General features: G+C 73.6%; 22 protein-coding genes. 6 read left to right on the forward strand and 16 right to left on the reverse strand.

Translation table 11 applies throughout. From position 1 onward, the window contains the following. The first annotated feature begins 19 nt into the window (after window positions 1–19). Together BKA22_RS06760 and BKA22_RS06765 are read left to right on the forward strand one after the other, a co-directional pair. Entirely contained in the window at window positions 20–733 is a 714-nt protein-coding gene (locus BKA22_RS06760) for a hypothetical protein (protein WP_146952792.1), read from the forward strand. 80 nt (window positions 734–813) lie between these two features. Then, entirely contained in the window at window positions 814–1,284 is a 471-nt protein-coding gene (locus BKA22_RS06765; protein ID WP_146952793.1) for a hypothetical protein, read from the forward strand. Window positions 1,285–1,292: 8 nt separating this feature from the next. Here BKA22_RS06765 and map read toward each other — a convergent pair whose 3' ends face one another. Then, window positions 1,293–2,054, reverse strand: a complete 762-nt coding sequence (gene map / locus BKA22_RS06770) for a type I methionyl aminopeptidase (protein ID WP_146952794.1) — start codon at window positions 2,052–2,054, stop codon at window positions 1,293–1,295. Window positions 2,055–2,067: 13 nt separating this feature from the next. Further along, entirely contained in the window at window positions 2,068–3,036 is a 969-nt protein-coding gene (locus tag BKA22_RS06775) for an endo alpha-1,4 polygalactosaminidase (RefSeq protein WP_146952795.1), read from the reverse strand. Window positions 3,037–3,466: 430 nt separating this feature from the next. On the opposite strand from BKA22_RS06775, the gene BKA22_RS06780 reads away from it, so the two are divergent. Then, the gene (locus tag BKA22_RS06780) at window positions 3,467–6,172 is read left to right on the forward strand and encodes a proline-rich domain-containing protein (RefSeq protein WP_179561667.1); all 2,706 of its coding nucleotides are present in this window, start codon (window positions 3,467–3,469) and stop codon (window positions 6,170–6,172) included. Between the two features lie 453 nt (window positions 6,173–6,625). Here BKA22_RS06780 and BKA22_RS06785 read toward each other — a convergent pair whose 3' ends face one another. The 6 genes from BKA22_RS06785 to hutH all read right to left on the reverse strand — a co-directional run bounded on the left by BKA22_RS06785 (window position 6,626) and on the right by hutH (window position 14,674). Beyond that, window positions 6,626–7,435 (reverse strand): SDR family oxidoreductase, encoded by an 810-nt coding sequence (locus tag BKA22_RS06785; RefSeq protein ID WP_146952796.1) that lies wholly within the window; start codon window positions 7,433–7,435, stop codon window positions 6,626–6,628. Between the two features lie 86 nt (window positions 7,436–7,521). Next, window positions 7,522–8,736, reverse strand: coding sequence for an imidazolonepropionase (gene hutI / locus BKA22_RS06790; protein WP_146952797.1), 1,215 nt, complete (start codon window positions 8,734–8,736; stop codon window positions 7,522–7,524). Then, on the reverse strand, window positions 8,733–10,175 hold the full coding sequence (locus BKA22_RS06795) for a formimidoylglutamate deiminase (protein ID WP_146952798.1): 1,443 nt from the start codon (window positions 10,173–10,175) through the stop codon (window positions 8,733–8,735). Before BKA22_RS06795 ends, hutI begins: the two co-directional genes overlap by 4 nt. Beyond that, entirely contained in the window at window positions 10,172–11,392 is a 1,221-nt protein-coding gene (locus BKA22_RS06800) for an allantoate amidohydrolase (RefSeq protein ID WP_146952799.1), read from the reverse strand. Before BKA22_RS06800 ends, BKA22_RS06795 begins: the two co-directional genes overlap by 4 nt. Continuing rightward, a complete protein-coding gene (gene hutU, locus BKA22_RS06805) occupies window positions 11,389–13,050 on the reverse strand; it encodes a urocanate hydratase (RefSeq protein WP_146952800.1) in 1,662 nt (553 codons plus the stop codon). Before hutU ends, BKA22_RS06800 begins: the two co-directional genes overlap by 4 nt. Before the next feature lie 67 nt (window positions 13,051–13,117). Next, window positions 13,118–14,674, reverse strand: a complete 1,557-nt coding sequence (gene hutH, locus BKA22_RS06810) for a histidine ammonia-lyase (protein ID WP_146952801.1) — start codon at window positions 14,672–14,674, stop codon at window positions 13,118–13,120. Window positions 14,675–14,835: 161 nt separating this feature from the next. Between hutH and BKA22_RS06815 the strand changes: the two genes are divergently transcribed. Further along, window positions 14,836–15,597, forward strand: a complete 762-nt coding sequence (locus tag BKA22_RS06815) for an IclR family transcriptional regulator (protein ID WP_146952802.1) — start codon at window positions 14,836–14,838, stop codon at window positions 15,595–15,597. Between the two features lie 21 nt (window positions 15,598–15,618). Here the strand turns inward: BKA22_RS06815 and BKA22_RS06820 are convergent, their stop codons facing one another. Then, the gene (locus BKA22_RS06820) at window positions 15,619–16,332 is read right to left on the reverse strand and encodes a helix-turn-helix transcriptional regulator (RefSeq protein WP_146952803.1); all 714 of its coding nucleotides are present in this window, start codon (window positions 16,330–16,332) and stop codon (window positions 15,619–15,621) included. Window positions 16,333–16,405: 73 nt separating this feature from the next. Here BKA22_RS06820 and BKA22_RS06825 point away from each other — a divergent pair, with 73 nt between their 5' ends. Continuing rightward, window positions 16,406–17,149, forward strand: a complete 744-nt coding sequence (locus BKA22_RS06825; RefSeq protein WP_146952804.1) for an alpha/beta fold hydrolase — start codon at window positions 16,406–16,408, stop codon at window positions 17,147–17,149. Here BKA22_RS06825 and BKA22_RS06830 read toward each other — a convergent pair. The 7 genes from BKA22_RS06830 to aceA all read right to left on the reverse strand — a co-directional run bounded on the left by BKA22_RS06830 (window position 17,135) and on the right by aceA (window position 22,841). After that, the gene (locus BKA22_RS06830; protein ID WP_146952805.1) at window positions 17,135–17,671 is read right to left on the reverse strand and encodes a GNAT family N-acetyltransferase; all 537 of its coding nucleotides are present in this window, start codon (window positions 17,669–17,671) and stop codon (window positions 17,135–17,137) included. The two genes, BKA22_RS06825 and BKA22_RS06830, sit on opposite strands and share 15 nt — an antisense overlap. A gap of 118 nt (window positions 17,672–17,789) precedes the next feature. Further along, window positions 17,790–18,155 (reverse strand): immunity protein CdiI family protein, encoded by a 366-nt coding sequence (locus BKA22_RS06835; RefSeq protein WP_146952806.1) that lies wholly within the window; start codon window positions 18,153–18,155, stop codon window positions 17,790–17,792. A gap of 170 nt (window positions 18,156–18,325) precedes the next feature. Next, window positions 18,326–18,652 carry a hypothetical protein gene (locus tag BKA22_RS06840; RefSeq protein WP_146952807.1) on the reverse strand — a complete coding sequence of 109 codons (327 nt, stop codon included), beginning with the start codon at window positions 18,650–18,652 and terminating at the stop codon, window positions 18,326–18,328. A 190-nt stretch (window positions 18,653–18,842) separates the two neighbouring features. Continuing rightward, on the reverse strand, window positions 18,843–19,127 hold the full coding sequence (locus tag BKA22_RS06845) for a hypothetical protein (RefSeq protein ID WP_146952808.1): 285 nt from the start codon (window positions 19,125–19,127) through the stop codon (window positions 18,843–18,845). A gap of 126 nt (window positions 19,128–19,253) precedes the next feature. Beyond that, window positions 19,254–19,526, reverse strand: coding sequence for a hypothetical protein (locus BKA22_RS06850; protein ID WP_146952809.1), 273 nt, complete (start codon window positions 19,524–19,526; stop codon window positions 19,254–19,256). Window positions 19,527–19,725: 199 nt separating this feature from the next. Continuing rightward, on the reverse strand, window positions 19,726–21,405 hold the full coding sequence (aceB, locus tag BKA22_RS06855; protein ID WP_146952850.1) for a malate synthase A: 1,680 nt from the start codon (window positions 21,403–21,405) through the stop codon (window positions 19,726–19,728). A gap of 122 nt (window positions 21,406–21,527) precedes the next feature. Further along, complete coding sequence (aceA, locus tag BKA22_RS06860) at window positions 21,528–22,841, reverse strand: isocitrate lyase (protein ID WP_146952810.1); 1,314 nt, start codon at window positions 22,839–22,841, stop codon at window positions 21,528–21,530. Between the two features lie 162 nt (window positions 22,842–23,003). Between aceA and BKA22_RS06865 the strand changes: the two genes are divergently transcribed. Next, window positions 23,004–24,512 (forward strand): helix-turn-helix domain-containing protein, encoded by a 1,509-nt coding sequence (locus BKA22_RS06865; protein WP_146952811.1) that lies wholly within the window; start codon window positions 23,004–23,006, stop codon window positions 24,510–24,512. Window positions 24,513–24,523 lie beyond the last annotated feature (11 nt).

Consider the following 24,523-nt stretch of genomic DNA (forward strand, 5'->3'; position numbering starts at 1 on the left):
TGTCGGGCACCATGGCGTTGTGCTTCTCACCCCGAACCACGGCCGCTACGACGGGAAGCTGATCCGTCGCCGATACGAGGGGTCGTCGGTCGAGATCGGCGCGGAGGGCATCACCTGGACGCCACCGAGCTACCGGGCTTACAACCACGGCAGGTTCAGCGTCACGATCGGCGACCTCCCCGGGCGGGCACACGCTGTCACGAAGATCCGGACGGCTTTCCCCAGCCGCTCCTCGGCCGGGGAGATCAACCGTTACGTCGTCACCGACACGACAGGGGCGATCCTCGGATCCTTCCCTTCCGGGGAGGGCGTCACGGGGTCGTCGCTGCCCGAGCACGTCGCGGGCTGGTACCCGATGCCGGCGGTGCGGAAGGCCGTCGAGGACGCCGGGCTCCGGTGGGACGACCGCGACTTCACCGGTGACGACAAGGCCCTGGACACCGCATTCCCCGGTGCCGTGCCTCATCTGCGCACCCTGCACCGGGCCGCGTGGGTGCAGTCGCTCATCTACCTCGTGGGCGGTGTCGTCTTCGTAGGCATGGCGGTCGGGTGGGCGGCCGACGGGGGTTGGGGACGCTTCGTGTTCCCCGTGATCGTCGGTCTCCTCGGAGTCGAGTTCCTCGTCGTCGGGACCCTGGCGGCCCCGCCGGTGATGCGAACCGTGCGTCAACGCCACCTCGCCCGAGTGGCCGCCTTGAGGAGTTCGAGCAGTGCGGCCGGGCGGGCTGACTAGCGCCTCTCCCCAGACACAGCCGTCACACGCCAATCGCGCGAGAGGCCACACGGCCGCCCGCCGTCACCGTGGGAGAAGCCATGGATGCTGCCCGTGCCCACGTCGGTCGAGTTCCTGACGACACCGTGCGCGAGTGGATGAGTCGCAACGCGTCAGTGATCCGCTCGCTGCGATGTGTGCTCGTGAGCTCGATGGACAGCGATCGTGACGTCGGCCGCATGACGTGGGCGGCGAGCCGCCGTGCCGACGACTCGACGTGGGCGACGTCGATGTCGCCGCTGGTGCTGTCAGGCCGCTCGGTCCTGGAGCTGCTTCGCGACCCCTCGCTCTTCACGGGGTTCGACGAGATCTGGGTGCCATCGCGCCTTCCGGTCGCGCGGCCGCCCGATGACGCCTACCTGGTCGCGCCCCGCGCCCTCGACGTCGAGTCGCCGCTCCCGATCTCCGCATGGCTGGCGACATCACGGTGCCGACTGGGGGTCGGCGACGGAGATGGCCTGAACTACGCGGTCTCCGACGAGCGTCTCGGAGCTCGGCTCGGCCTCACGTAGGGCGCAGGTCAGCGGGCGGTCAGGACGACCGGGCCGTCCTTGGTGATGGCGATGGTGTGCTCGGCGTGCGCGGCGAGGGAGCCGTCGGCGGTGCGGATGGTCCAGCCGTCGGGGTCGATGACGTAGCCGTCGCCGCCGGCCATGAACCACGGCTCGATCGCGATGACGAGGCCGGGCTTGAGCTTCAGGCCCGAGCCGGGGCGACCCAGGTTGGGCACGTGCGGGTCCTCGTGCATGGTGCGGCCCACGCCGTGCCCGCCGAAGTCGGCGTTGATGCCGTACCCGGCGGCGCGGCCCACGGCGCCGATCGCGGCGGAGATGTCGCCCATCTTGTTGCCCGGGCGGGCGGCGGCGATGCCGGCGGCGAGGGCCTTCTCGGTGGTCTCGATGAGCCGGCGGGCGTCGGCGCTCTGCGTGCCGATCTGGAACGTGAGCGCGGAGTCGGCGACCCAGCCCTGCACCTGCGCGGCGAAGTCGATGCTCAGCACGTCGCCGTCCGCCAGCACGTGATCCGAGGGCAGGCCGTGCAGCGCGGCGTCGTTGACGGAGGTGCACAGCACGCCCGGGTACGGGATCGCGCCGAACGACGGGTGGTAGCCGAGGTACACGGAGTGCGCGCCCGCGTCGCGGATCAGCTGGTGCGCGTGCGCGTCCAGGTCCTTGAGGGTCATGCCGGGTCGGGCGATCTCGCGCAGGGACGTCAGGACGCCGGCGACGAACTTCCCGGCGGGGCGCATGGCGTCGATCTCGGCAGGGGTCTTGAGGCTCACGGGGGCAAGCCTGTCATCTTCCCGGCGTGAACGGGCAGGCCGCGTACGCGTAGCCGTCGGCCTCGGCGGGTGCGAGGTCGTGGTCGCGCACGACGAGCCGGGCCGGTCGCCCCGGGGTGCCGCACACCTCGGCCGCCAGCTCGTCGGCCTGCTGACCGGGTTCGACGTACTCGATGTCGATGACGTCGTCGCCGTAGACGTCCGTGTAGGCGGCGCACTCGTCGTAGTGCACGCACTCCTCGGCGACGGCCAGGTCGAAGCCGATGTCGTCGCGCCCGACGGTGCCGAGCTGCGGGGTGTTCTTCTGCACGGCCGCCAGCCCGAGGTCGTGCGCGGCCCCGACGAGCAGGCCGGCCAGGGCCACCGCGTCGTCCTGCGTCAGACGGCCGTCGGACCGGGTCCACGAGTCGAGGTTGTCGAGCTCGACGGCGTCGAACCCCGCGTCGGCGCAGCGGGTCAGCTCGGTGGTCAGCTCGTCGGCGACGGCCGCGCGGCTCTGCGCGGTCGACGTGTCGAGCAGGACCTCGTCGGGCCATCCCTCGTCGGCGACCGGGTCGCCGGCGTCGTCGAGCAGCAGGAGACCGCGTGCGGCCCACCGGTCGGCCTCGCCGGGCTGCGACTGGAAGCCGTTGACGTAGCAGAGGCCGTATGTGCCCTCGGCCGGGGGCTCGGTGGAGTCGCGCGCGACGACCGTGACGCCCGCGGGCGGCGGGTAGGCGCCGCCGAGCTGGTAGTCGGCGGTCCCGGTGGACGGCAACCCGCTCGGGGCCGCGCCGACGGGCGAGGCGTCAACGGAGGGATCGGCAGCGGAGGGGACGGCAGGCGTCGAGTCGACCGGCGAGGCGGCGGCGGACGGCGTGTCGGACGGCGAGGCGCCGACGGGTGAGGGTCCGCATGCGGTGACGGCGAGCGCCAGGGCGAGCCCGACGATCGCGCCGGTGACCGATCCGCGGGTCGGGCGAAGAATGCGCGTGGTCACCATCAGGTCACGATAACCGGTGGCTCCGCCGGGAATCACATGGGGCACGTCGGGCGAAATCTCGGCACAAGACGTGACGTGGCGCACAACGGAATGCTGCATGCATCGTCCTCATCGAGGGCGTCATTACCACACCATGCGTCTCCTGTGTTCCGACTGTGCACAGGCGACCGCCCGGACCCGGATGGCCGTGCGAAACCGCCCGTCAGAGCGGCCCGAGGCCTCCCCTGACCGCGCGGCGGACCGCACTGACGAGGGCGAACACGAATGCGACGGAAATGTCGCCGAGATCGCGGATGCTCCCTCGTCCGAAGATATCCAGGCCCGGTTGCAGGTTGTGCACAGGCGCCCGACGGGTGGGCATCGACATGCGATATAACTGGCCGGCTCTGCCTCCGGGAAGAGCGCGCCGACACCATCGAGGGGAACAGCAATGACCATGCCCGAACCGGACGCGACACCGCCCGACCAGGCCGCGGTGACCACACCCGCCCGGGGCGTGCCACTGGCCGCACCGGAGACGACCGCCCCGGACGACGCCGCGACTCCGGCTGCACCCTCCCTCGACGCGACGACTCCCGCGGCACCCCTGGCACCCGAGCCGACCCCCGCGGCCCCGCCGGTCCCGGCGGCACCCGGCTACGGTCCCGTGCCCCCCGCGCCCCAGTACGGACCGGTCCCGCCGGCCCAGCAGTACGGACCTGTCCCCCCGGGCCAGCAGTACGGACCTGTCCCCCCGGGCCAGCAGTACGGACCCGTTCCCCCCGGCCAGCAGTACGGACCCGTCCCCCCGGGCCAGCAGTACGGGCCGGTTCCTCCCGGTCAGCAGTACGGGCCGGTCCACCCCGGCCAGCAGTACGGGCCCGTCCCGGGGCAGCCCGGTGCCGCGCTCGTCCCGGCCGGTCCGAGCGGTCCGGGGCTCGGCGTGCTCGCCCTGCCTGCCGCCGCGGCCGGCATCGCGTACGCCGCGACGCTGCTCGTCGCCCTCGTCGCCTCGATCGCGCTCCTCGCGGCCGTCCCCAGCGACACGGCTCTGCCGGGCGGCGCGCTCGTGAGCCTGCCGTTCGTGCTGGCAGGCACCGCGCTGCTCGGGCCCCTGCACTCCAGCGGTTCGGCCTACGGCTACGACGCGATCTCCCTGCAGCTGACGATCGTCCCCCTCACGCTCAGCCTCGTGGCCCTCGCCGCCGTCGCCCTGTGGACCCGTCTGCGCGGGCGCGCGGACCGGACGGCCAAGGAGCGGTGGCGCGACGCGCTCATCACCGGAGGAGTCCTGGGCTTCGGCGGGGCGCTCCTCGCCGCGATCGTCCGACTCACCTGGTCCGTGGACGTGCTGTTCGTCAGCGCCGACCTCAAGATCGGCGCCGCACCCTTCGGCACCCTGCTCGGCGGGTTCGTGATCGGGACCCTGGGCTCCGCGCTCGGCTCGGCGACGACGCGCCGCGGGCCGGACACGCGCCGCCTCGGGTTCGGCCTCCCCCGTGCCGTGAGCACCACGCTCGGCAACCTGCTCACCGCGGGTGCGGTCAGCACGGCACTGGTGGCCGTCGTCGGCCTCGTCGTCGGCATCATCAAGCTCGGTGTCACCACCACGATCACCCTGCTGCTCACGCTGCTGCCCAACGCCACGGCCTATGCGCTCGCGCTCGGCGGGTTCGGCGGGATCACGTCCAGCGGGAGCCTGACCGACGGCAGCGACCAGACCGCGTCCCTGCTCTCGGGCGACACCCCGGGCGGCATGTGGGCATGCGTCGCGCTCGTCCTGGTCGCCGTGCTGATCGCCGCCGTGCGCGGGTTCCTCGCCTCCGGTCCGCGCAGCTGGGGCGAGGCCTGGGTCACCCCGGCGGTCCTGCTGGTGGTCACCGGTCTCGGCGCGATCATCACCTCCGTGCGGTTCTCCACCTCGGGCGACCTGGCCGACTCCGACGCCGGAGCCCTGCACCTCAGCTTCCTGACGATCCTGCTCGCCGCCGTCTGGGGTCTGGTGATCGAGGTCGTCGAGCGCGTCGTCGCCCCGCTCGTCGTGAGCCTGGTCCCGGCACTGCCGGGCCTGTACGCGCGGGTCAGCGGGCGCGACCTCGCCGAGGTCCAGGAGGCACGCACCGAGGTCCCTGCCGGTGACCAGCGCACGGCGCGCATCATCGCCTTCAGCGTCCTCGGAGCGGTCGTCCTGATCGGCGCCGCACTGGGAGCCCGCGCGGTCGCGTCGAACGTCCTCTTCAGCCCGAAGGCACCCGTCGAGGCGTACGTCTCGGCGATCGAGGGCGGGCACGCCGCCGACGCCCTCGCCCTCGCCGACCCCGACCTGCCGACGGCTCAGCGCACCCTGCTGACGGACGACGTGTACGGCGCGGTGGAGAACCGGCCGACCGGCGGTCACATCACGGACGTCGAGACGAGCGGCGACGACGCATGGGTCACCGTGGAGTCCAAGCAGGACGGCGCGACCGTGACGCAGGAGCTGCACCTGACCAAGCAGGGTCACGCGTTCCTGCTCTTCGACCGGTGGGTGCTCGACTCGCCCGAGGTCCCGTCGGTCGACCTGTACGCGGCGCTCCCGACCGACGCCACCTCGGTGCTCGTCAACGGCGTCGAGGTCGACGTGTCGGAGACCTCGACGTTCTCGGCACTGCCCGGTACCTACACGGTGTCGCTGCCGGTCCCCGAGGGCTCCGACGAGCTGCTCACCAGCACCGAGGCCGACGTGGCCGTCGAGTGGTCGGACGAGTACGGGTCGGCGTACCTCGACTACGACGACGCGCTCACGTACGCCCTCACGGACGACGCCGCCTCGCAGGTCGAGGAGCTCGCCACGGGGTACCTGACGAAGGACTGCATCGGGGTCGGGACGCTCACCGTCGAGACCTGCGGGCTCGACATCTGGGAGTACCGCGAGGACGAGGCGACCGACGTCGCCTGGACGCTCGACGGGGACCCGACCCTCGAGACCACGCTCGAGTCGCCCGAGGAGATCCTCGTGCACGTCTCGGGCAGCGCGACCGTGTCGTACAACCTGCCGGCCGCCGACTACTGGCCGGCCGAGTCGCCGGTCGAGGCCGACGACTACGAGTTCTGGATCACGTACTCGATGAGCAGCGGCACGTTCGTGCAGACCGACGTCAGCGAGTGGGGCTGGTGACGGCCCGCTGATCGGACCGGAGGTCGCACGCGCAGTCCCGGCGTGCGGCCTCCGCCCGTCTCGGGGGACGGGCGCTCGTCTCGGGGGACGGTGGCACGCACAGGGGGCAGGCACAGGAGGGCAGGCGGAGGAGGGCAGGGAACAGCCCGTGGGCCGGAACCCCTGACGGGGCCCTGCCGCGAAGGACGAGATCGCGGCTCCCACGGGCTGCGGTGACTGCCGGTATTCGCTCGTCGCCCGGCCGGATCACCGGCGGGGCCACGGGCGGACCAGACGAGTCCGTCCGAGTGCTCGGGCGGCTAGCGGGCAGCCACCTCACGCGTCCTGGAGTACTTCATGTCCTGGACCACCTCCTTCCGTGTGCGGACGACGCTACGACTCGACCGCACGTCCGCCAAGGGGTTTTTCGCTGCGAGTCGGCGATCCTCCGGGTCGGCGCCGAGCGCATGCCGCTCACCAGCGACGATGCGCCAGGTGCTCGGCGAACGTGCCGATGCCGTCGGCGTGCTCGGGGGTCAGGTGCGCGCCCGCGCGGTACGCCGCGGCGACCTCGCCCGGGAACGGCACCGCCTGCACGCTGCGCCGGCGGCCGCGCGCGTCCAGGTACATGGCCGCCAGCTCGGTCGAGTCGATCACCTCGGGTCCGCCGAGGTCATCGACCCGACCCGCGGGACCGGCCTCGACCAGGCCGACGATCCGGGCGGCCACCTCACGCACGTCGACCGGCTGGACCGACGTCCCGGCAGGGACCACGGCCACCGGCCCGGCGCACAGCGCGCCGAGCATCGAGACGACGAGCTCGTGGAACTGCGTGGCCCGCAGGATCGTCCATGGCACACCGCCGTGCTCCACCAGGTGCTCGGCCTCGAGCTTCGCCTCGTAGTAGCGGAACGGGATGACGTCGACCCCGACGATCGACGGGTAGAGCAGGTGCGGCACGTGCGCGGAGCGGGCCGCGAGCAGGAGCCGTGCGATCGCCTCGACGTCGTCCAGCGGGTGCGACGGGTCGGTCGCGGCGTGCACGACCGCCGACACGCCGGACACCGCCGGGTCGAGGCCGTCGCCCGTGATCAGGTCGCCCTGCACCCACTCGACACCGCCCGGCACGAGCGGCGACCGCGGACGCCGGCTGAGCACCCGCACCGGTCGGCCGAGGTCGAGCAGCGTGTGCACGACCGCACGCCCGAGGGTGCCCGTGCCGCCGGTGACGAGCACGGGGGCCGGACCGGTCGTCGGGACGTCGGGTGCGGTGGGCGCGACCATGGCGACCATCCTGCTGTCGGTCCGGCCCGTCGGCACGCGGAACGCGTCACGGGGGGCGAGGGCTCAGCGGCCGGCGGCGAACCAGGTCACCTCGGCGGCGAGGGCGCGGGAGACGGGTGCTCGACGTGCCCACGCCCGGGCAGCTCCAGGGTCCGGGCGAGCGGGACCCCCGGCCGGTACGCGAGGTGACGGTGGCTCGGCGCGTCGAGCACGCACAGGTCGGCGCGGGCACCCACGCGCAGGTGCCCGACGTCGTCGCGGCGCAGCGCACGGGCACCCGCGAGGGTCGCCGCGCGCACCGCCTCGCCGGTCGTCATGCCCATGAGCGAGACGGCGAGCGCGACCATGAGCGGCATCGACGTCGAGTAGCACGTGCCGGGGTTGCAGTCGGTGGCGAGGGCCACCTCGATGCCCGCGTCGAGCAGGCGGCGGGCGTCCGGGAACGGGGACCGGGTGCTCAGCTCGACGCCCGGCAGCAGCGTGACGACCGGTCCGCCGTGCGCGGCGGCGTCCGCGAGCCCGGCCACGTCGCCGTCGCTGAGGTGGGTCGCGTGGTCGACGCTCGCGGCGCCGAGCTCGACGGCGAGCCGCGCCCCCGGCCCGGGGCCGAGCTGGTTGCCGTGCACGCGCAGCCCGAGACCGGCCGCGGCCGCGGCGGCCAGGACCGTGCGCGACTCGTCCTCGTCGAAGGCGACGGGCGATCCGGGCTCGCAGAACACGTCGGCCCAGCGGGCCAGGGGTGCGCAGGCGGCGAGCATGGGGCCGGTGACCAGGGCGAGGTAGTCGGAGCGGTCGACGCCGTCCGGGACGACGTGCGCGCCGAGGAACGTCGTCTCGGGCGTGATGGTGCGGGCCACGCGGAGCAGGCGTTCTTCGGTGGGGACATCGAGGCCGTAGCCGCTCTTGACCTCGATCGTGGTGGTGCCCTGGCGGCGGGCCTCGGCGGCGAGCGCGCGGGCGCGGGCGGTGAGCCGGTCGGTGCTCGCGGCGCGGGTCGCGGCGACGGTGGTCGCGATCCCCCCGCCGGTGTAGCGCAGGCCGGCGGAGCGGGCCTCGAACTCGGCGGAGCGGTCGCCCGCGAAGACGAGGTGGGTGTGCGAGTCGACGAACCCGGGCAGGACCGCGGCACCGTCGAGGTCCTGGTGGGTGTCGGCGGCGGGGGCGGCCGCGCGCGGGCCGGTCCAGGCGACGTGCCCGTCGACCACGACGAGAGCGGCGTCCTCAGCGACACCCAGCGGGCCCGGGTGCTGCGGGTCGAACGTGACGAGCTCGCCGATGCCGGTGACGAGGTGCGCCGTCATCGCCCGCCCCTTCCTGCCCCGGACTGTGCGGTCGCGGACCGCGCTGTGGCGGACCGTGCTGTGGCGGACCACGCCGCGTCCACGGCCCGGGTCATCAGCATGCCGACGTCGCCCAGCCGGTGCACGCCGCCGCTGACGACGACCGCACCCCCGGCGATCACCGTGTCGACGTCCGACGAGCCGGCGACCAGCACGATCTGCTCGGGTGACGCCCCGGCGGTGCGCGGGGTGTCGGTCCGCACCGCGACCAGGTCGGCTCGAGCCCCGGGCTCGATCCGGCCGGCACCCGGGTCGCCGAGCGTGGCGTGCCCGTCGGCGGTGAGCATCGTCGTGAGGGCGGCGGGGGTGAGGACGCCGCGCGTGCCGCCGGCCAGCCGCGCGTGCATCTCGACGAGCCGGGCCTCGCCGAGCAGGTCGGTGAGCACGTGCTGGTCGCTGCCGACGCTGAGCCGCACCCCGGCGGCACTCAGGCGTGCGACGGGCGCCAGGCCGTCGCCGAGGTCCTGCTCGGTGCTCGGGCAGATGCTGACGCCGGCGCGCGCGGCGCCGAGGAGCGCGATGTCGTCGTCGGTGAGGTGCACGGCGTGCACGGCGGTCGTGGCCGGTCCGAGCGCTCCGGTCTCGGCCAGCAGGCCCGTGGGGGTCGTGCCGTAGGCGGCCAGGCATGCCGCGTTCTCCGCCGGCTGCTCGGACACGTGCACGTGCAGCGGGACTCCCCGGTCGCGGGCCACGTCGGCCACGGCCGTGAGGTCCGGCGGGGTCACGGCCCGCACGGAGTGCACGGCGGCTGCGGGTCGCAGGTGCCCGTCCGGGCGGAGGGACGCCGTGCGCTCGGCCCACGCCTCGACGTCGCCGTCACCGAACCGGAGCTGGGGACCGTCGAGCGGGAGCGGTGCGCCGGTCCCGGGTGCGAGGCCGCCGGCCAGGTAGCAGGTGTCGAGCAGGGTGACGCGCACCCCGGCGTCGCGGGCGGCCTCCCGCAGGGCCTCGGCCATCACGTTCGGCTCGGCGTACGGGCGACCGTCGGGAGCGTGGTGCAGGTAGTGGAACTCGCCGACCGCGGTGACGCCGGCGAGCGCCATCTCGGCGTAGGTCGCCCGCGCCAGGTCGAGGTACGTCTCGGGTGTGAGGGTGCCTGCGAGCGCGTACATCCGCTCGCGCCAGGTCCAGAACGTGCCGCCGTCGCCGTGCGTGCGCCCGCGCAGCGCCCGGTGGAACGCGTGCGAGTGCGTGTTCGCCAGGCCGGGCAGGACGACCCCGGGCAGCCGGTGGTCGTCCGGGCGCGGGTCCGTGCCGGGGACCACGGTGGTGAACCGCCCGTCCGCGACCTCGAGGCGGACGCGGTGCGTGAGGCCGGTCGGCAGCCAGGCGGACGGGCACCAGTAGGCCGTGCCCTCGGGGGAACGGCTCGGCGGAGCGTCCGTCGCCTCGCTCGTCACGCCGGCACGTCCCCGACGAGCCGGGTCAGCGCCGCGGTGAGCGCGCCGACACCGATCAGGCAGTCGGCCTCGTCCGCGTCCTCCGCCGGGTCGTGCGAGACGCCCGTGGGGTTGCGCACGAACAGCATGGTCGTCGGCACGCCCGCCGCCGCGAGGATCCCGGCGTCGTGCCCGGCGCCGGTGCTCAGGTGCGGGGGTGTCAGCCCGGCGTCCCCGAGGGCTGCGGCGACGGTGTCGGACAGGTCGGCGTCCAGCACGGTCGGTCCGGTCCACGACTCCTCGACAGGCGCGTACCCGCGCAGCCGGTCGAGGACCTGGCGGACGCGGTGCTCGTCGTCGGCGCGCACGTCGAGCCACGCGCGGACCAGCGAGGGGATCGCGTTGACGCCGTTCGGCTCGACGACGACCTTGCCGACGGTGGCCAGCGCCCCGGCCTCGAGCGCGGCGGCGCGGACCTCCTGGACGAGCGCGGCGAGGGCGAGCATCGGGTCGACGCGATCGGCGAGCGGGGTGGTCCCGGCGTGGTCGCCGCGTCCGTGCAGGTCGACGCGCCAGCGGCCGTGCGGCCAGATGGCCCGTCCGACGCCGACGGGGTCGCCGGAGTGCACCAGGGCCCGGCCCTGCTCGACGTGCAGCTCGACGAACGAGCCGACACGGGCGAGGGCCTGCGGGTCGGGGCCGAGCGTCGAGGGGTCGCGTCCGGCGGCGCGCAGCGCGTCGGCCAGGGTGGTGCCGCCGGTGTCGCGCAGCCCGAGCGCCCGGTCCGGGCCGAGGACCCCGGTGAGCAGCCGGGACCCGGCGCACGCGACGCCGAACCGGCCACCTTCCTCCTCGGTGAAGCACGCGACGCCGAGCGGGCGGGAGGGACGGACGCCGCGGGCGCGCAGCTCGTCGACCGCGGCCAGGGCGCTGACCACCCCGAGGGGACCGTCGAACGCGCCGCCGCCGGGCACGGAGTCGAGGTGGCTGCCGGTCACGACACCGGGACCGTCGGCGTCGGGGTCGCCCCACCACGCCCACTGGTTGCCCGCGCGGTCCTCCACCAGGTCCAGGCCACGGGCGACGGCCTGCGCGGCGAACCACTCCCGCAGGGTCAGGTCGTCGTGCGTCCACGCCAGACGCTGGTAGCCGCCGGTCGTGGCGCGTCCGACGGGGGCCAGGTCGCGCCAGGCCGTGCGGAACCCGGCGACCGTCTCGGGGGCGAGGGTCGTGCTCACGCCTCGCCTCCTTCGGTCATCGGGATGCGCAGCCCGTGGTCGCGCGCGACCTGCTCGGCCTGCGGGTACCCGGCGTCCACGTGCCGCAGCACCCCGGTGGCCGGGTCGTTGGCCAGCACGCGGGCCAGCTTGCGGGCGGCCAGCTCGGTGCCGTCGGCCACGCTGACCTGCCCGGCGTGGATCGAGCGGCCCATGCCGACACCCCCGCCGTGGTGGATCGACACCCACGTCGCCCCCGAGGACGCCGAGACGAGCGCGTTGAGCAGCGGCCAGTCGGCGATCGCGTCGGAGCCGTCCGCCATGGCCTCGGTCTCCCGGTAGGGCGAGGCCACCGACCCGGAGTCCAGGTGGTCGCGGCCGATGACGATCGGGGCGCTGACCTCGCCCGACGCGACGAGCTCGTTGAACCGCAGGCCCGCCCGGTCGCGCTCACCGTGGCCGAGCCAGCAGATGCGGGCGGGCAGGCCCTGGAACGCGACCCGCTCCTGCGCGGCGCGGATCCAGCGGTGCAGGTGGTCGTCCTCGAACAGGTCGAGCACCGCGCGGTCGGTCGCGGCGATGTCGGCCGGGTCGCCCGACAGCGCCGCCCACCGGAACGGCCCCTTGCCCTGCGCGAACAGCGGCCGGATGTACGCGGGCACGAACCCGGGGAAGTCGAACGCGCGCTCGTACCCGCCGCGCTGCGCCTCGGCACGGATCGAGTTGCCGTAGTCGAAGACCTCCGCGCCGGCGTCCAGGTAGCCGACCATCGCCTCGACGTGCACGGCCATCGACGCGCGCGCCCGGTCGGTGAACTCCTCCGGCTCGCGCCGGGTGTAGTCGGCCCAGTCGGCGACCTCGACGCCCAGCGGCAGGTACGACAGCGGGTCGTGCGCGGAGGTCTGGTCGGTGACCACGTCGACCTCGACGCCACGACGCAGCAGCTCGGGCAGCACGGCCGCGCAGTTGCCGGTGAGCCCGACCGACAGCGCCCGCCGCTCGGTGCGGGCCGACTCGACCAGCGCGAGCGCCGCGTCCAGGTCGTCGGCCACCACGTCCAGGTACCGCTCGCGCTGCCGCCGGTGCAGGCGGGCGGCGTCGACGTCGACCACCAGGCACACGCCGCCGTTGAGCGTGACGGCCAACGGCTGCGCCCCGCCCATGCCACCGCACCCTCCGGTCACGGTGAGCGTGCCGGCCAACGTCCCGCCGAACCGCTTGGCGGCCACCGCGGCCAACGTCTCGTACGTGCCCTGCAGGATGCCCTGGGCGCCGATGTAGATCCACGACCCGGCGGTCATCTGCCCGTACATGGTCAGGCCGAGCTGCTCGAGGCGGCGGAACTCGGGCCACGTCGCCCAGTCCCCCACCAGGTTCGAGTTGGCCAGCAGCACGCGCGGCGCCCACTCGTGCGTGGTGAGCACGCCGACGGGCTTGCCGGACTGGACGAGCAGCGTCTCGTCGTCGCCGAGCGTGGTCAGGGTCCGCACGATCGCGTCGTACGCGTCCCAGGAGCGGGCCGCGCGGCCCGTGCCGCCGTAGACGACGAGGTCGTCGGGGCGTTCGGCGACCTCCGGGTCGAGGTTGTTCATGAGCATCCGCAGCGGCGCCTCGGTCTGCCACGAGCGGGCGGTCAGCTGGGTGCCGCGCGGGGCGCGGACGGGGCGAGGTCCGGACATCGGGTCCTCCGGGTTCAGGGTGGCGATTCGGGGTGGCGATTCGGGGTCGGGGTTCGGGGGCGCAGGGTCAGCGCAACGGGACGACCTCGCGGGCCGTCGCGTCCACCGCGCCCGAGGCGACGAGGGCGCCGACGGTCTCCAGGTGCGGCGAGAGCCACGCGTCCGGCCCGGGTCCGGGAACGCCGTGCTCGCGCAGCAGGTCCCGCACCGCACCGGTCGCGCGGGCCGGGGCGAGCGGCGCCCGCAGGTCGATCGCCCGGGCCGCCGTCAGTAGTTCGACGGCCAGCACCCGGCCCATCGCGTCGAGCGACCGACGCAGCTTGCGCGCCGCCGCCCAGCCCATGGACACGTGGTCCTCCTGCATCGCCGACGACGGGATCGAGTCCACGCTCGCGGGGACGGCCAGGCGCTTCATCTCCGAGACCATCCCGGCCGCCGTGTACTGCGCGATCATCAGGCCGGAGTCGATCCCGGGGTCGTCGGCCAGGAACGCCGGCAGCCCGTGGTTGCGGGCCACGTCGAGGAAACGGTCGGTGCGACGCTCGGACATCCCGGCCACGTCCGCGGCCGCGATCGCCAGGAAGTCGAGCACGTACGCGACGGGCGCGCCGTGGAAGTTGCCGTTCGACTCGATGCGTCCGTCAGGTGTGATCACCGGGTTGTCGACCGCCGAGTCGAGCTCGCGCCCCGCGACCGTGCGGGCGTGCTCGACGGTGTCCCGCGCGGCCCCGTGCACCTGCGGCGCGCAGCGCAACGAGTACGCATCCTGCACGCGGGTGCACTCCGGGCCGCGGTGGCTGGCCATGATCGCCGAGCCGTGCAGCAGGTCCACCAGGTTCGCGGCGGACGCCGCCTGCCCGGGGTGCGGCCGCAGCGCCTGCAGGTCGGCGGCGAACACGGCGTCGGTGCCGAGCAGGGCCTCGACGCTCATCGCGGCGGCCACGTCGGCGGTGCGCAGCAGCACGTCGAGGTCGTGCAGGGCCAGCACGAGCTGCCCGAGCATGCCGTCCGTGCCGTTGATCAGCGCCAGCCCCTCCTTCTCGGCGAGCACCACGGGCTGGATGCCCGCGGCGGCCAGGGCCTCCCCCGCCGGCATCAGGGTTCCGGCGGCGTCACGGACCTCGCCCTCTCCGAGCAGGGCCAGCGCGCAGTGCGCGAGCGGCGCGAGGTCGCCCGAGCAGCCGAGCGAGCCGTACTCACGGACCACGGGGGTGATCCCGGCGTCGAGCATCGCCGCGTAGGCGGTCGCGGTCGACGGCCGGACGCCGGTGCGCCCGGTGGCCAGGGTCGACAGGCGCAGCAGCATGAGCGCCCGGACCACCTCGCGCTCGACCTCGGCGCCCGTGCCGGCGGCGTGCGAGCGGACCAGGCTGCGCTGCAGCTGGGCGCGCATGGCGGGCTCGATGTGCCGTGTGGCCAGGGCGCCGAAGCCCGTGGACACGCCGTAGTGCGCGACGGTGTCGGCTGCGGCCGCGTCGACGACCTCCCGGCTCGCGGCGATACCGGCCAGCGCCGCGCTGTCGAGGCGCACGCCCGCGCCGTACCGGGCGACGGCCACGACGTCCTCGGGCGGCACCGGGCCGGCGCCGACGACGACCGTGCGGGGTGTGGTGCTCAGGCTCATGTCTCGATGACACCGCGCACCCCTCGGGGTCCGCCACAGGTCGGGCGCCGGTAGTGTCTGGGATCCCAGACAGGACACGCGGCCGTCACACGCGGCGAGCTCGACGCCGGGCGCGTCCCACGGGGAGTCACGGGCCATGCCGCACGCAGGGAGGAGGTCCGATGTCCGACGTCCCCGCCGCCGATGCCACGGCCCGGCTGCTGCGGCACCTGTCCCGCACCGGCCCCCTGCGCGCCGCCGCGCTGGCGACCGCGCTCGGGTTGCCGCGCTCGACGACCTACCACCTGCTGACCGTGCTGGCCGAGCACGGCTTCGTCGTACATCTGCGTGAGGAGCGATTGTACGGCCTCGGCGTCACCGCGTTCGAGCTCGGCACCGCCTACTCCCGTCAGGCACCCCTGGCCCGTGCCGCGCGCCCCGTCCTGGCCCGGCTCGTCGACCAGGTCGGCCAGAGCGCCCACCTGGCCGTGCTCCATGGCAACGAGGTCCTGTACGTCCTCGAAGAACGCGCGCCACGCCGCGCCCCGCTCGTCACCGATGTCGGCGTGCGCCTGCCCGCGCACCTGACCGCCAGCGGCCGCGCCATCCTCGCCGCCCTGCCGTCCGCGCAGGTCAGGGCCCTGTTCCCCGACGCCGACGCGTTCGTCGACCGCACCGGCAAGGGCCCCCACCGGCTCAGCGAGCTGCGCACCCTGCTCGTCGACGCGCGCCGCACCGGCTGGGCCTCCGAGGACGGCGACGTCACCCCCGGGTTCGCCTCCGTCGCCAGCGCGGTCACCGACCACACGGGCCACCCGATCGCGGGCCTCGCCGTGACGTTCGCCCGCGCCGACGTCCCCGAAGAGGCCTGGCCCCGGCTCGCCGAGGCGACCGCACGGGCAGCAGCCGAGCTCACCCGCCGCGTCGGCGGCAGCCCGCGGTAGAAACTGACGTCGATCGGGGGTCTACTCCTCTCGCGGTGCACCGATCTCGCTGTGCACGGGTCGCGCCGTCGCCGGCGGGACGCCCAGCTCGTGGATGTCGTGGCCGCCGCACGGGGTCTTGGTGACGTGGGCGTGCTCGATGCGCGACACGAGGAACCACCGCATCGCGCCGCGCAGCCGGCACCAGCCGACCAGGTGCCAGCAGCCGTTGACGTACGCGAACGTGACGGGCTCGACGTCGCGTGTGGTGCTGCTGCCCTCACGCGAGGTGTAGCGGATCCGGACGACGCGCTGCTCGACCGTGGCCTCCTCGAGCGCCGACCTGACGCGGCGAGCGGGCGTCGGCGGCGTGCTGACCCACACGCGGCCCGCGAGCTGATCGACCTTGGCGCGCGTCCGGGGGTCGAGGACGTCCAGGATCTTGCGGACCCCGGCAGAGGCGAGGTCGGCGAACGGGGCATCCGGCGCGGCCGAGACCGCTGCGAGCAGCGCCACCGCCTGCGAGGGAGTCAGCGTGACGGGCGGGAGGGTCGCCCGGGCGGCGAGGCCGTAGCCGCCGCCGGGGCCGGGGCGCGACCACACCGGCGCGCCGCTGTTCTCGAGGGCGGTCAGGTCCCGCTTGATCGTGCGCACCGAGACGCCGAACTCGGACGCCAGCCGTTCGGCCGTGCATCCGCGAGGGCCCTGGCGTCGCAGCATCTCGGACAGTGCGTGGAGCCGCTCCGCCCGCTTCATCTCAGGAGACCGGCGAAGATCATGACAGAGATGGTGACACACCGTTGTCCCAAGGGTGCGCGAGCATCGCAGCATGACGATCAGCACGAACGACCCGACCATCATCCTGATCCCCGGCCACTGGCTGGGGGCTTGGGCGTGGGATGACGTGGTGGCACGCCTGACGGCCTTGGGCCGGCGCGCCGTTCCGATGACCCTGCCCGGCCTGGACGCGCTGGACCCCGAACGGTCGTCGAGGACGCTCGGCGACCAGGTCGCTGCGATCGAGCAGGTCATGGGCGAGGCGGGGGCCTCCGCGGAGCAGCCGGTGGTCATCGCAGCCCACAGCGGAGCCAACGCCCCGGTCAGCCTGGTGCTCGATCGTCATCCGGAGCTCATCGGTCGGGTGGTCTGGGTCGACAGCGGGCCCGTCGCTCCCGGGACCGTCTTCGCGCCCGACGCGTCGGACGACCTGGTCGAGGTGCCGTTGCCTCCGTTCGACGTGCTCGGGGAGCAGGCCAGCCTCGAGGGTCTGGGTGCGCACGTCCTCGAGCGCTTCCGGGCCAGCGCCGTCCCGGAGCCCGGGCCGGTGCTGCGGGAGCCGGTCCGGCTCACCGACGACGCGCGTCTGCAGGTGCCGACCACCGTGGTGTGCTGCTCGATCTCGAGCGCACAGATGATGGAACTGGCGGGCGCCGGCCACCCCATGTTCGCCGAGGTCGCCAAGGTGCACCACCTCGACCTCGTCGACCTCCCGACCGGCCACTGGCCGATGTGGAGCCGACCCGACGAGCTCGCCCAGATCCTCGCCGACGCGTCGACGTCACCCGCCGGCTGACTCGCGGCCAGACCTCCGGCCGTCCTCCTGGAGGAGGCGCCGCATCTCGCAGTTGGGGACGACGACCCCGCGGACCGCGTTGTCGGGCCGCTCGGCGACGACGACGAACCCCAGCCGCTCGAGCGCCGGCCGGGCGCTGCGGCTCGCGAAGGTGCGCAGCCCCGGCAGTCCCCTGGCCCGCGCCTCGTCGGTGATCGCGGTGACGAGCGCGCGGGCCACGCCCTGCCCGCCGACGCGGGGATGCACGAAGAGCATGTCGACCAGGCCGTCGCCCACGAGGTCGGTGAACCCCACGACGCCCTCGCCGTCCTGCGCCACGACGGTGAACGCCTCGCGCCGCCGCGCGTCCCACCCGGTGAGGTCGACATCGGGAGGACCTGCCCAGGCCTCGACCTGCTCGGGTGCGTACACCGTCGCCGCGGTCTGCCGGACCGCCGCCTGGAAGACCGCGAACGTCGCGGCGGCGTCCCCCGGCGACCCGTACCGCCGGAGCGTGACCGTCGACCCGCCGGTGCTCCCCACCCGAGCAACCTACGCGCGGCGACCTCTTGCGCGAACTGTCGCCGACCTCGGTGCCGCTCGACCCCGGTCGCCGGTCCGGGCGTCCGAGGGTGCAAGGCATGAGCGAGGCGCATCAGCCTTACGGTCCGTTCGCATCCCCGGTCGACCCGTCCGCCCTCGACGACCTGCGTGCGCGCCTGCGGGCGACCCGCGACTTGAGGGTCGAATCAGACCCGTCGTAGAAGACGACCTCGGCCTCCTCGCCCAGCGCTTCCGCGACTCCCTTCGCGAGGACGAGCCCTTCGGCGTAGAAGGTGCGCTCCTGGGAAGGATCCGTGAACCCCGAGTTCGCAGGATCGCCGACGTCGAGTGTGGAGTCGAACTGGCTCGCCCATGCGTCGAGTTGTGCCGCGAGCTCGACTGGCAACCCGAGCGACTCAGGGGAGACATTCGTCACGCCATTGCGGCGTTCCCGCCACAGGGGGTACGACTCGTACTCGGCCATCACACGGACTCGCATGCGCTCCTCAGCCAACTGGGTTCGCCCCCACAATGAAGCCGTTGTCTCCGACAGTCACGGCAACGCGGATCTCTCGGCCACCGAACACGACCTCGTAGATCGGCCGTGTCCGCTGGGTGCCGACCACTGTGCCACGTGAGACCGCGGACGCCCTGTCACCGGTTGACGTAGCTGAAGTTCCATCCCAGCGTCTTCATCGCCGCACCCGTGAGCTCCGGGTGCCGTCGAGCCATGCTGTCAATGACGTAACGGCACCCGCGCTCGTAACCCACCTCCGTCCAGTCGACGGGGATGGAATTCATCTCCGCGACGAGGGACTCGATCTCGCGGACAAGGACCTCCGGCGTGCGCTTGCGTGCCGTCGCGCCCGCGGCCCGTCGATCCACTCGGGGATACGGCGAGTGGCCTCGACTGAAATAGGGCCCGATCGCATCACTGAGTTCCGCATCCATCGCGGGAGGTTCTTCGCTGAGAGCATTCACGGATACACCACCTTCTCGATCCCAGTCTCCGGGTCGATCCGTGCGTCACTACATGTGCGCCGACACCGCGAGGGACGTCGGATCTCGTCGGCGAGCGTCACTTGCACGAAGACGAATCCCTGTCAGCATGTGCATGTCGTTCACGCCGGGAACCCCGGGGCCCGCCGGGGCCGGTGGCGCGACGCGGCCGTCAGAACCCGGTATCGAGCGCGCGACCGAGCCACAGACCGCCCAACGCGCAGGCCACCGCCAGGGCACCCCACCCTGCGACCACGAGCTGGCTCCGCGGTGTCGGGTCCGCGGCTGACCTCGCCTCCGCGCGACCGAACGGGAACGACAGGACCCACCCGAGCAGCAACCCGAGACCCGACACCACCCCGGGTGCACGGCCACCGGCCATCGCCACGATCCCGAACCCCGCTAGCGGCGAGGCGACGGCCGGCCAGAACCAGCGGTTCTCCACCAACGACCGCACGGGTCTCCTTCTTGTAGCGCCTGCCGATGTGGGCACGGACGCTATCGCCCCGGACTCACCGCTCGCGCGCTCGCCTGGGCGATGGACGCCCAATCGCGGCGGCCACCTCCCCTAGGCCCGGAGGCTTCAGCCGACCCACCGGTCGAACAGCGCCGGGTCGGTCCGGCGACCGTTGCGGAAGGGCTCGATCATGTCAGCGAGCGCGAGCGACGAGATGGCGAAGAGCGCCGACCCGTCGCGCGCAACGAGCAGGTGCGCGCCACCGCGGATCGGCTGCCAGTAGAAGAAGGCATCGATCTCCGGGACGTCGATCGAGTGCGCGTAGAGCTCGTCGACATCGACCCGGAGCAGCGCGGCAGCGACTGCGGCGCCCTCACGACGGTCATGGACCACCATCACGCTCGACCGCCTCGACGCAGCGTCGCGGCAACGGTGTCGATGGAGCTGCGCTTCACGAGCCGTGACAGTAGCGGGAGTGCGACGCGCGCGGCTGGGTGGCTGTGGAAGGGCCGGGGCCTGTGGACGAGCGGGGGCCACACCTCCGAAGTCCCGCACGGCTCCCAGGGCCGTGCGGGACCTCGGACGTCTCACTCGCAGGTCAGGCGCCCTCGTCGCCCCGTTCCACCAGGTACTGCGTGTACGCGGGCACGGTCAGGAACGTCGGGAACTCGTCCGCGAGCGCGACCTGCGCGAACAGGTCCACGGCGTCGTCGACGCGGTCCTGCGGGTCGCGCGGCAGCCCGGCGACGACCTCGTCGAGCACCTCGAGGATCCGCGCCCGGGTCAGGCGCGTCCCCTCGGCGGTGACGGTCCCCTGGGCGACCCACTGCCAGATCTGCGAGCGGGAGATCTCGGCGGTGGCGGCGTCCTCCATGAGGTCGTCGAGTGCGACGGCCCCGGAGCCGCGCAGCCACGCCTCGAGGTAGCGGACGCCGACGGAGATGTTGGCGCGCACCCCGGCGTCGGTGACGGCTCCGGGTTCGCCGCCGCCGGCGGAGGGGATGTCGAGCAGCTGCGCGGCGGTGACCTGCACGTCCTCGCGCAGGCGGTGCCGCTGGTCGGTGCGCTCGCCGAGCGCCTCGTCGAACACGGCGCGGGCGACGGGCACCAGGTCGGGGTGGGCGACCCACGTGCCGTCGAACCCCTGGCCGGCTTCGCGCTGCTTGTCGGCGGTGACCTGCGCGAGCGCGCGCTCGGTGACCTCGGGGCGTCGACGGTTGGGGATGAACGCGCTCATGCCGCCGATGGCCTGCGCGCCGCGGCGGTGACAGGTCGCGACGAGCAGCTCGGTGTAGGCCTGCATGAAGGGGACGGTCATCCTGACGGAACCGCGGTCGGGCAGCACCCAGCGGGGGCCGCGGTTCCGGAAGTTCTTGATGACGCTGAAGATGTAGTCCCAGCGGCCGGCGTTGAGGCCCGCGCAGTGGTCGCGCAGCTCGTAGAGGATCTCGTCCATCTCGAACGCCGCGGTGATCGTCTCGATGAGCACGGTGGCGCGGATGGTGCCGTACCGCAGGCCCAGGTAGGCCTCGGTGAAGCGGAAGACCTCGTCCCACAGGCGCGCCTCGAGGTGCCCCTCGAGCTTGGGCAGGTAGAGGTACGGGCCACTCCCCCGCTCGACGAGCTCGACCGCGTTGTGGAACAGGTACAGCCCGGCGTCGACGAGGCTCGCGGACGACGCGGCCTGTTGGCCGGCGCGGTCGGTGAACTGCAGGTGCTTCTCGGTCAGGTGCCACCCGCGGGGCCGGAAGACGATCGTGGGCGTCTGCTCCCCGACCCGGTACTCCTTGCCCTCCGCGCTGGTGAAGTCGATGGTGCCGCGGATCGCGTCGTGCAGGTTCTGCTGGCCGCCGAGGACGTTCTCCCAGGTGGGGCTCATCGCGTCCTCGTGGTCCGCGAGCCAGACCTTGGCGCCGGAGTTGAGGGCGTTGACGGTCATCTTGCGGTCGGTGGGGCCGGTGATCTCGACCCGGCGGTCCTCCAGGCCGGGCCCGGGGCCCGCGACGCGCCACGAGGAGTCCGCGCGGATGTGCGCGGTCAGGGGCAGGAAGTCGGGGTCGGCGCCGTTGGAGATCCGGTCGCGTCGGCGCTGCCGGGCGAGCAGGAGGTCGTGCCGCCGCCCGGAGAACCGGGTGTGCAGCTCGGTGAGGAAGGTCATCGCCTCGTCGGTGAGGACGTGGTCGAGGGCGTCGGTGCGCGGGCCGCTGATCGTCAGCGAGGGTCGGCGCGGCTCGGGCAGGGGTTCGGGTCGGGGTCGCGAGCTCGCGATCGTCGTCATGGACATGGCACTGCTCTCCTCCTCCGCCAACGGGGGCGGGGACGTCAAACGAGATGGTGGGGGTGGCGCCGGCAGGCCGGGTGCGCGGCCCGCCGGCGAAGGCGGCTGAGACGGCTGCGGCGTCAGTGGGTGAACTGGGCCGTCTCGGTGGAGCCCGCGAGCGCGAGGGTGGCGCTGTCGGGGCTGATGGCGGTGGCGACGCGGTCGAAGTAGCCGGTGCCGACCTCGCGCTGGTGCCGGGTGGCGGTGTACCCGTCGGCCTCGGACGCGAACTCGGCCTCCTGCAGCTCGACGTACGCGCTCATGCCGCGCTGGGCGTACCCGCGGGCGAGCTCGAACATCGAGTGGTTGAGGGCGTGGAAGCCGGCCAGGGTGATGAACTGGAACGCGTACCCGTGGCCGGCCAGCTCGCGCTGGAACCGGGCGATCTGCGTGTCGTCGAGCGCGGAGCGCCAGTTGAACGACGGCGAGCAGTTGTAGGCCAGCAGCTTGCCGGGGAACTGCGCGTGGATCCGCTCGGCGAACTCGATCGCCAGGCCGAGGTCGGGCGTGGACGTCTCGACCCAGAGCAGGTCGGCGAACGGCGCGTAGGCGGCCTGGCGGGCGACGACCGCGTCGAGCCCGGGCTGCACCCGGAAGTACCCCTCGCTGGTCCGCTCCCCGGTGAGGAACGGCTGGTCGCGCTCGTCGACGTCCGAGGTGAGCAGGTCGGCGCCGAGCGCGTCGGTGCGCGCCACGATGATCGTCGGCACGTCGGCCACGTCGGCCGCGAGCCGCGCCGCCGACAAGGTCCGCACGTGCTGCGAGGTCGGGATGAGCACCTTGCCGCCCAGGTGGCCGCACTTCTTCTCGGCGGCGAGCTGGTCCTCCCAATGCACGCCGGCCGCACCGGCGGCGATCATCGCGTGCATGAGCTCGTAGGCGTTGAGCGGCCCGCCGAACCCGGCCTCGGCGTCGGCGACGACGGGCGCGAGCCACTCACGGGACGCACGGCCGTTCTCGGCGACCTCGACCTGGTCGGCGCGCAGCAGCGCGTTGTTGATGCGCCGGACGACCGCGGGCACCGAGTTCGCCGGGTACAGCGACTGGTCCGGGTACGTCTGCCCCGACAGGTTCGCGTCGGCGGCGACCTGCCAGCCGGACAGGTAGATCGCCTCGAGGCCGGCGCGGACCTGCTGCACCGCCTGGTTGCCGGTCAGCGCGCCGAGCGCGGGGACGTGCGTGCGGGAGTGCAGCAGGCGCCACAGCCGCTCGGCCCCCCTGCGGGCGAGCGTCGCCTCCTCGCGCACGGAGCCTCGCAGCGCGACGACGTCGGCGGCCGAGTGGGTCCGGGTGAGGCCGGCCCAGCGCGGGTCGGTGGCCCAGCGTGCCTCCAGCTCCTCCGCGGTCTGCGTCTGGTCACCGGGGAGCGTCCGTCGCTCGGTCGTCGTGGTCATCGTCCCGCCTCCGTTGGTGGTCGTTCTTCTGGGTCCGCCGGGTCCTCGTGGCGCCCTGCACCCAGGTTGTGGGAAGCGGACCGCGGTTTCACCGGTCGGTGGAGCAGAAGATCGGCGTTCCTTCTCCTCGACAGAAGGGTGTGACGTGGGTCACCGTGGAGCATGGCCACGACGACGACGTCCCCGACCACCCGCACCCCCGGCCGCCCGTCCGTCCCGCCCTCCGCGGTCGCCGCCGGGGCCATCGACACGCTCGTCCTCGGCCGACGCATCCGGCACCTGCGCACCGCCCGCGGCATGACGCTCGACGACCTCGGCGCCGCGATCGGCCGGGCACCCTCGCAGGTGTCGATGCTGGAGAACGGCCACCGCGAACCCAAGCTGTCGCTGCTCGCCCAGGTCGCCGAGGCGCTCGGCGTGCCGCTCACCGAGCTGCTGCGCACCGAGGCGCCGAGCCGACGCGCCGCCCTCGAGGTCGAGCTCGAGCGCGCGCAACGCGGACCCCTGTTCGCCTCCCTGGGCATCCCGCCGGTCAAGGTCGCCAAGTCGCTGCCGACCGACGCGCTCGAGGCGCTCGTCAAGCTGCAGGGCGAGGTGCAGCACCTGCTCACCGAGAACGCCGCGACCCCCGAGGAGGCCCGCCGCGCCAACGCCGACCTGCGGGCCGAGATGCGCGCGAAGGACAACTACTTCCCCGACCTCGAGGAGCACGCCCGCACCCTGCTGAAGGCGATCGACCACCCCGGCGGCCCGCTCTCGCAGCGCGCGACCGCCGACATCGCGGCGCACCTGGGCTTCTCGCTGCACTACGTGCCGGACTTGCCGAACTCGACGCGCACCGTGACCGACCTGGCGAACGGGCGCATCTACCTGCCGCAGGGCAACCCGGGGGTCGCCGACGCACGCTCACCCCTGCTGCAGGCCGTCGCGAGCCACGTCCTCGGGCACGCCGAGCCCCGGGACTACGGGGACTTCCTCCGGCAGCGCGTCGAGGCGAACTATCTGGCCGCCGCGCTCATGCTCCCGGAGGACGGCGCCGTGGCGTTCCTGCAGGAGGCCAAGGCGGACCGGCGGCTGTCCGTGGAGGACCTGCGCGACGCGTTCGCGGTCCCCTACGAGACCGCCGCCCATCGGTTCACCAACCTGGCCACCCGGCACCTGGCCGTGCCCGTGCACTTCATGAAGGTCCACGAGGGCGGCACCTTGCACAAGGCGTACGAGAACGACGGCGTCACGTTCCCCTCCGACCCGCTGGGGGCCATCGAGGGGCAGCCGGTCTGCCGGCAGTGGACGGCCCGCGTCGTGTTCACGCTGCCCGACCGGTTCAGCCCGTACTACCAGTACACCGACACCTCGTCGGGCACGTTCTGGTGCACGTCCCGCGTGCAGCCGTCGTCCCAGGGGGCGTTCTCGGTGAGCGTGGGCGTGCCGTTCGCGCACGTGCGGTGGTTCCGAGGACGGGAGACGACCGAACGCTCGGTGTCCCGGTGCCCCGACCCGACCTGCTGCCGGCAGCCGCCCGCTGCCCTCGCCGAGCGGTGGGCCGAGCAGGCCTGGCCGAGCGCGCGCCCGCACGCGAGCCTGCTGGCCGCTCTGCCCGTCGGGGTGTTCCCGGGCGTGGACACCACCGAGGTCTACGAGTTCCTCGAACGGCACGCACCGCGGGTCTGAGCGCAGGTCCG

Origin of the sequence: Cellulomonas soli (assembly GCF_013409305.1) — a bacterium.
Classification (GTDB): Bacteria; Actinomycetota; Actinomycetes; order Actinomycetales; family Cellulomonadaceae; genus Cellulomonas; species Cellulomonas soli.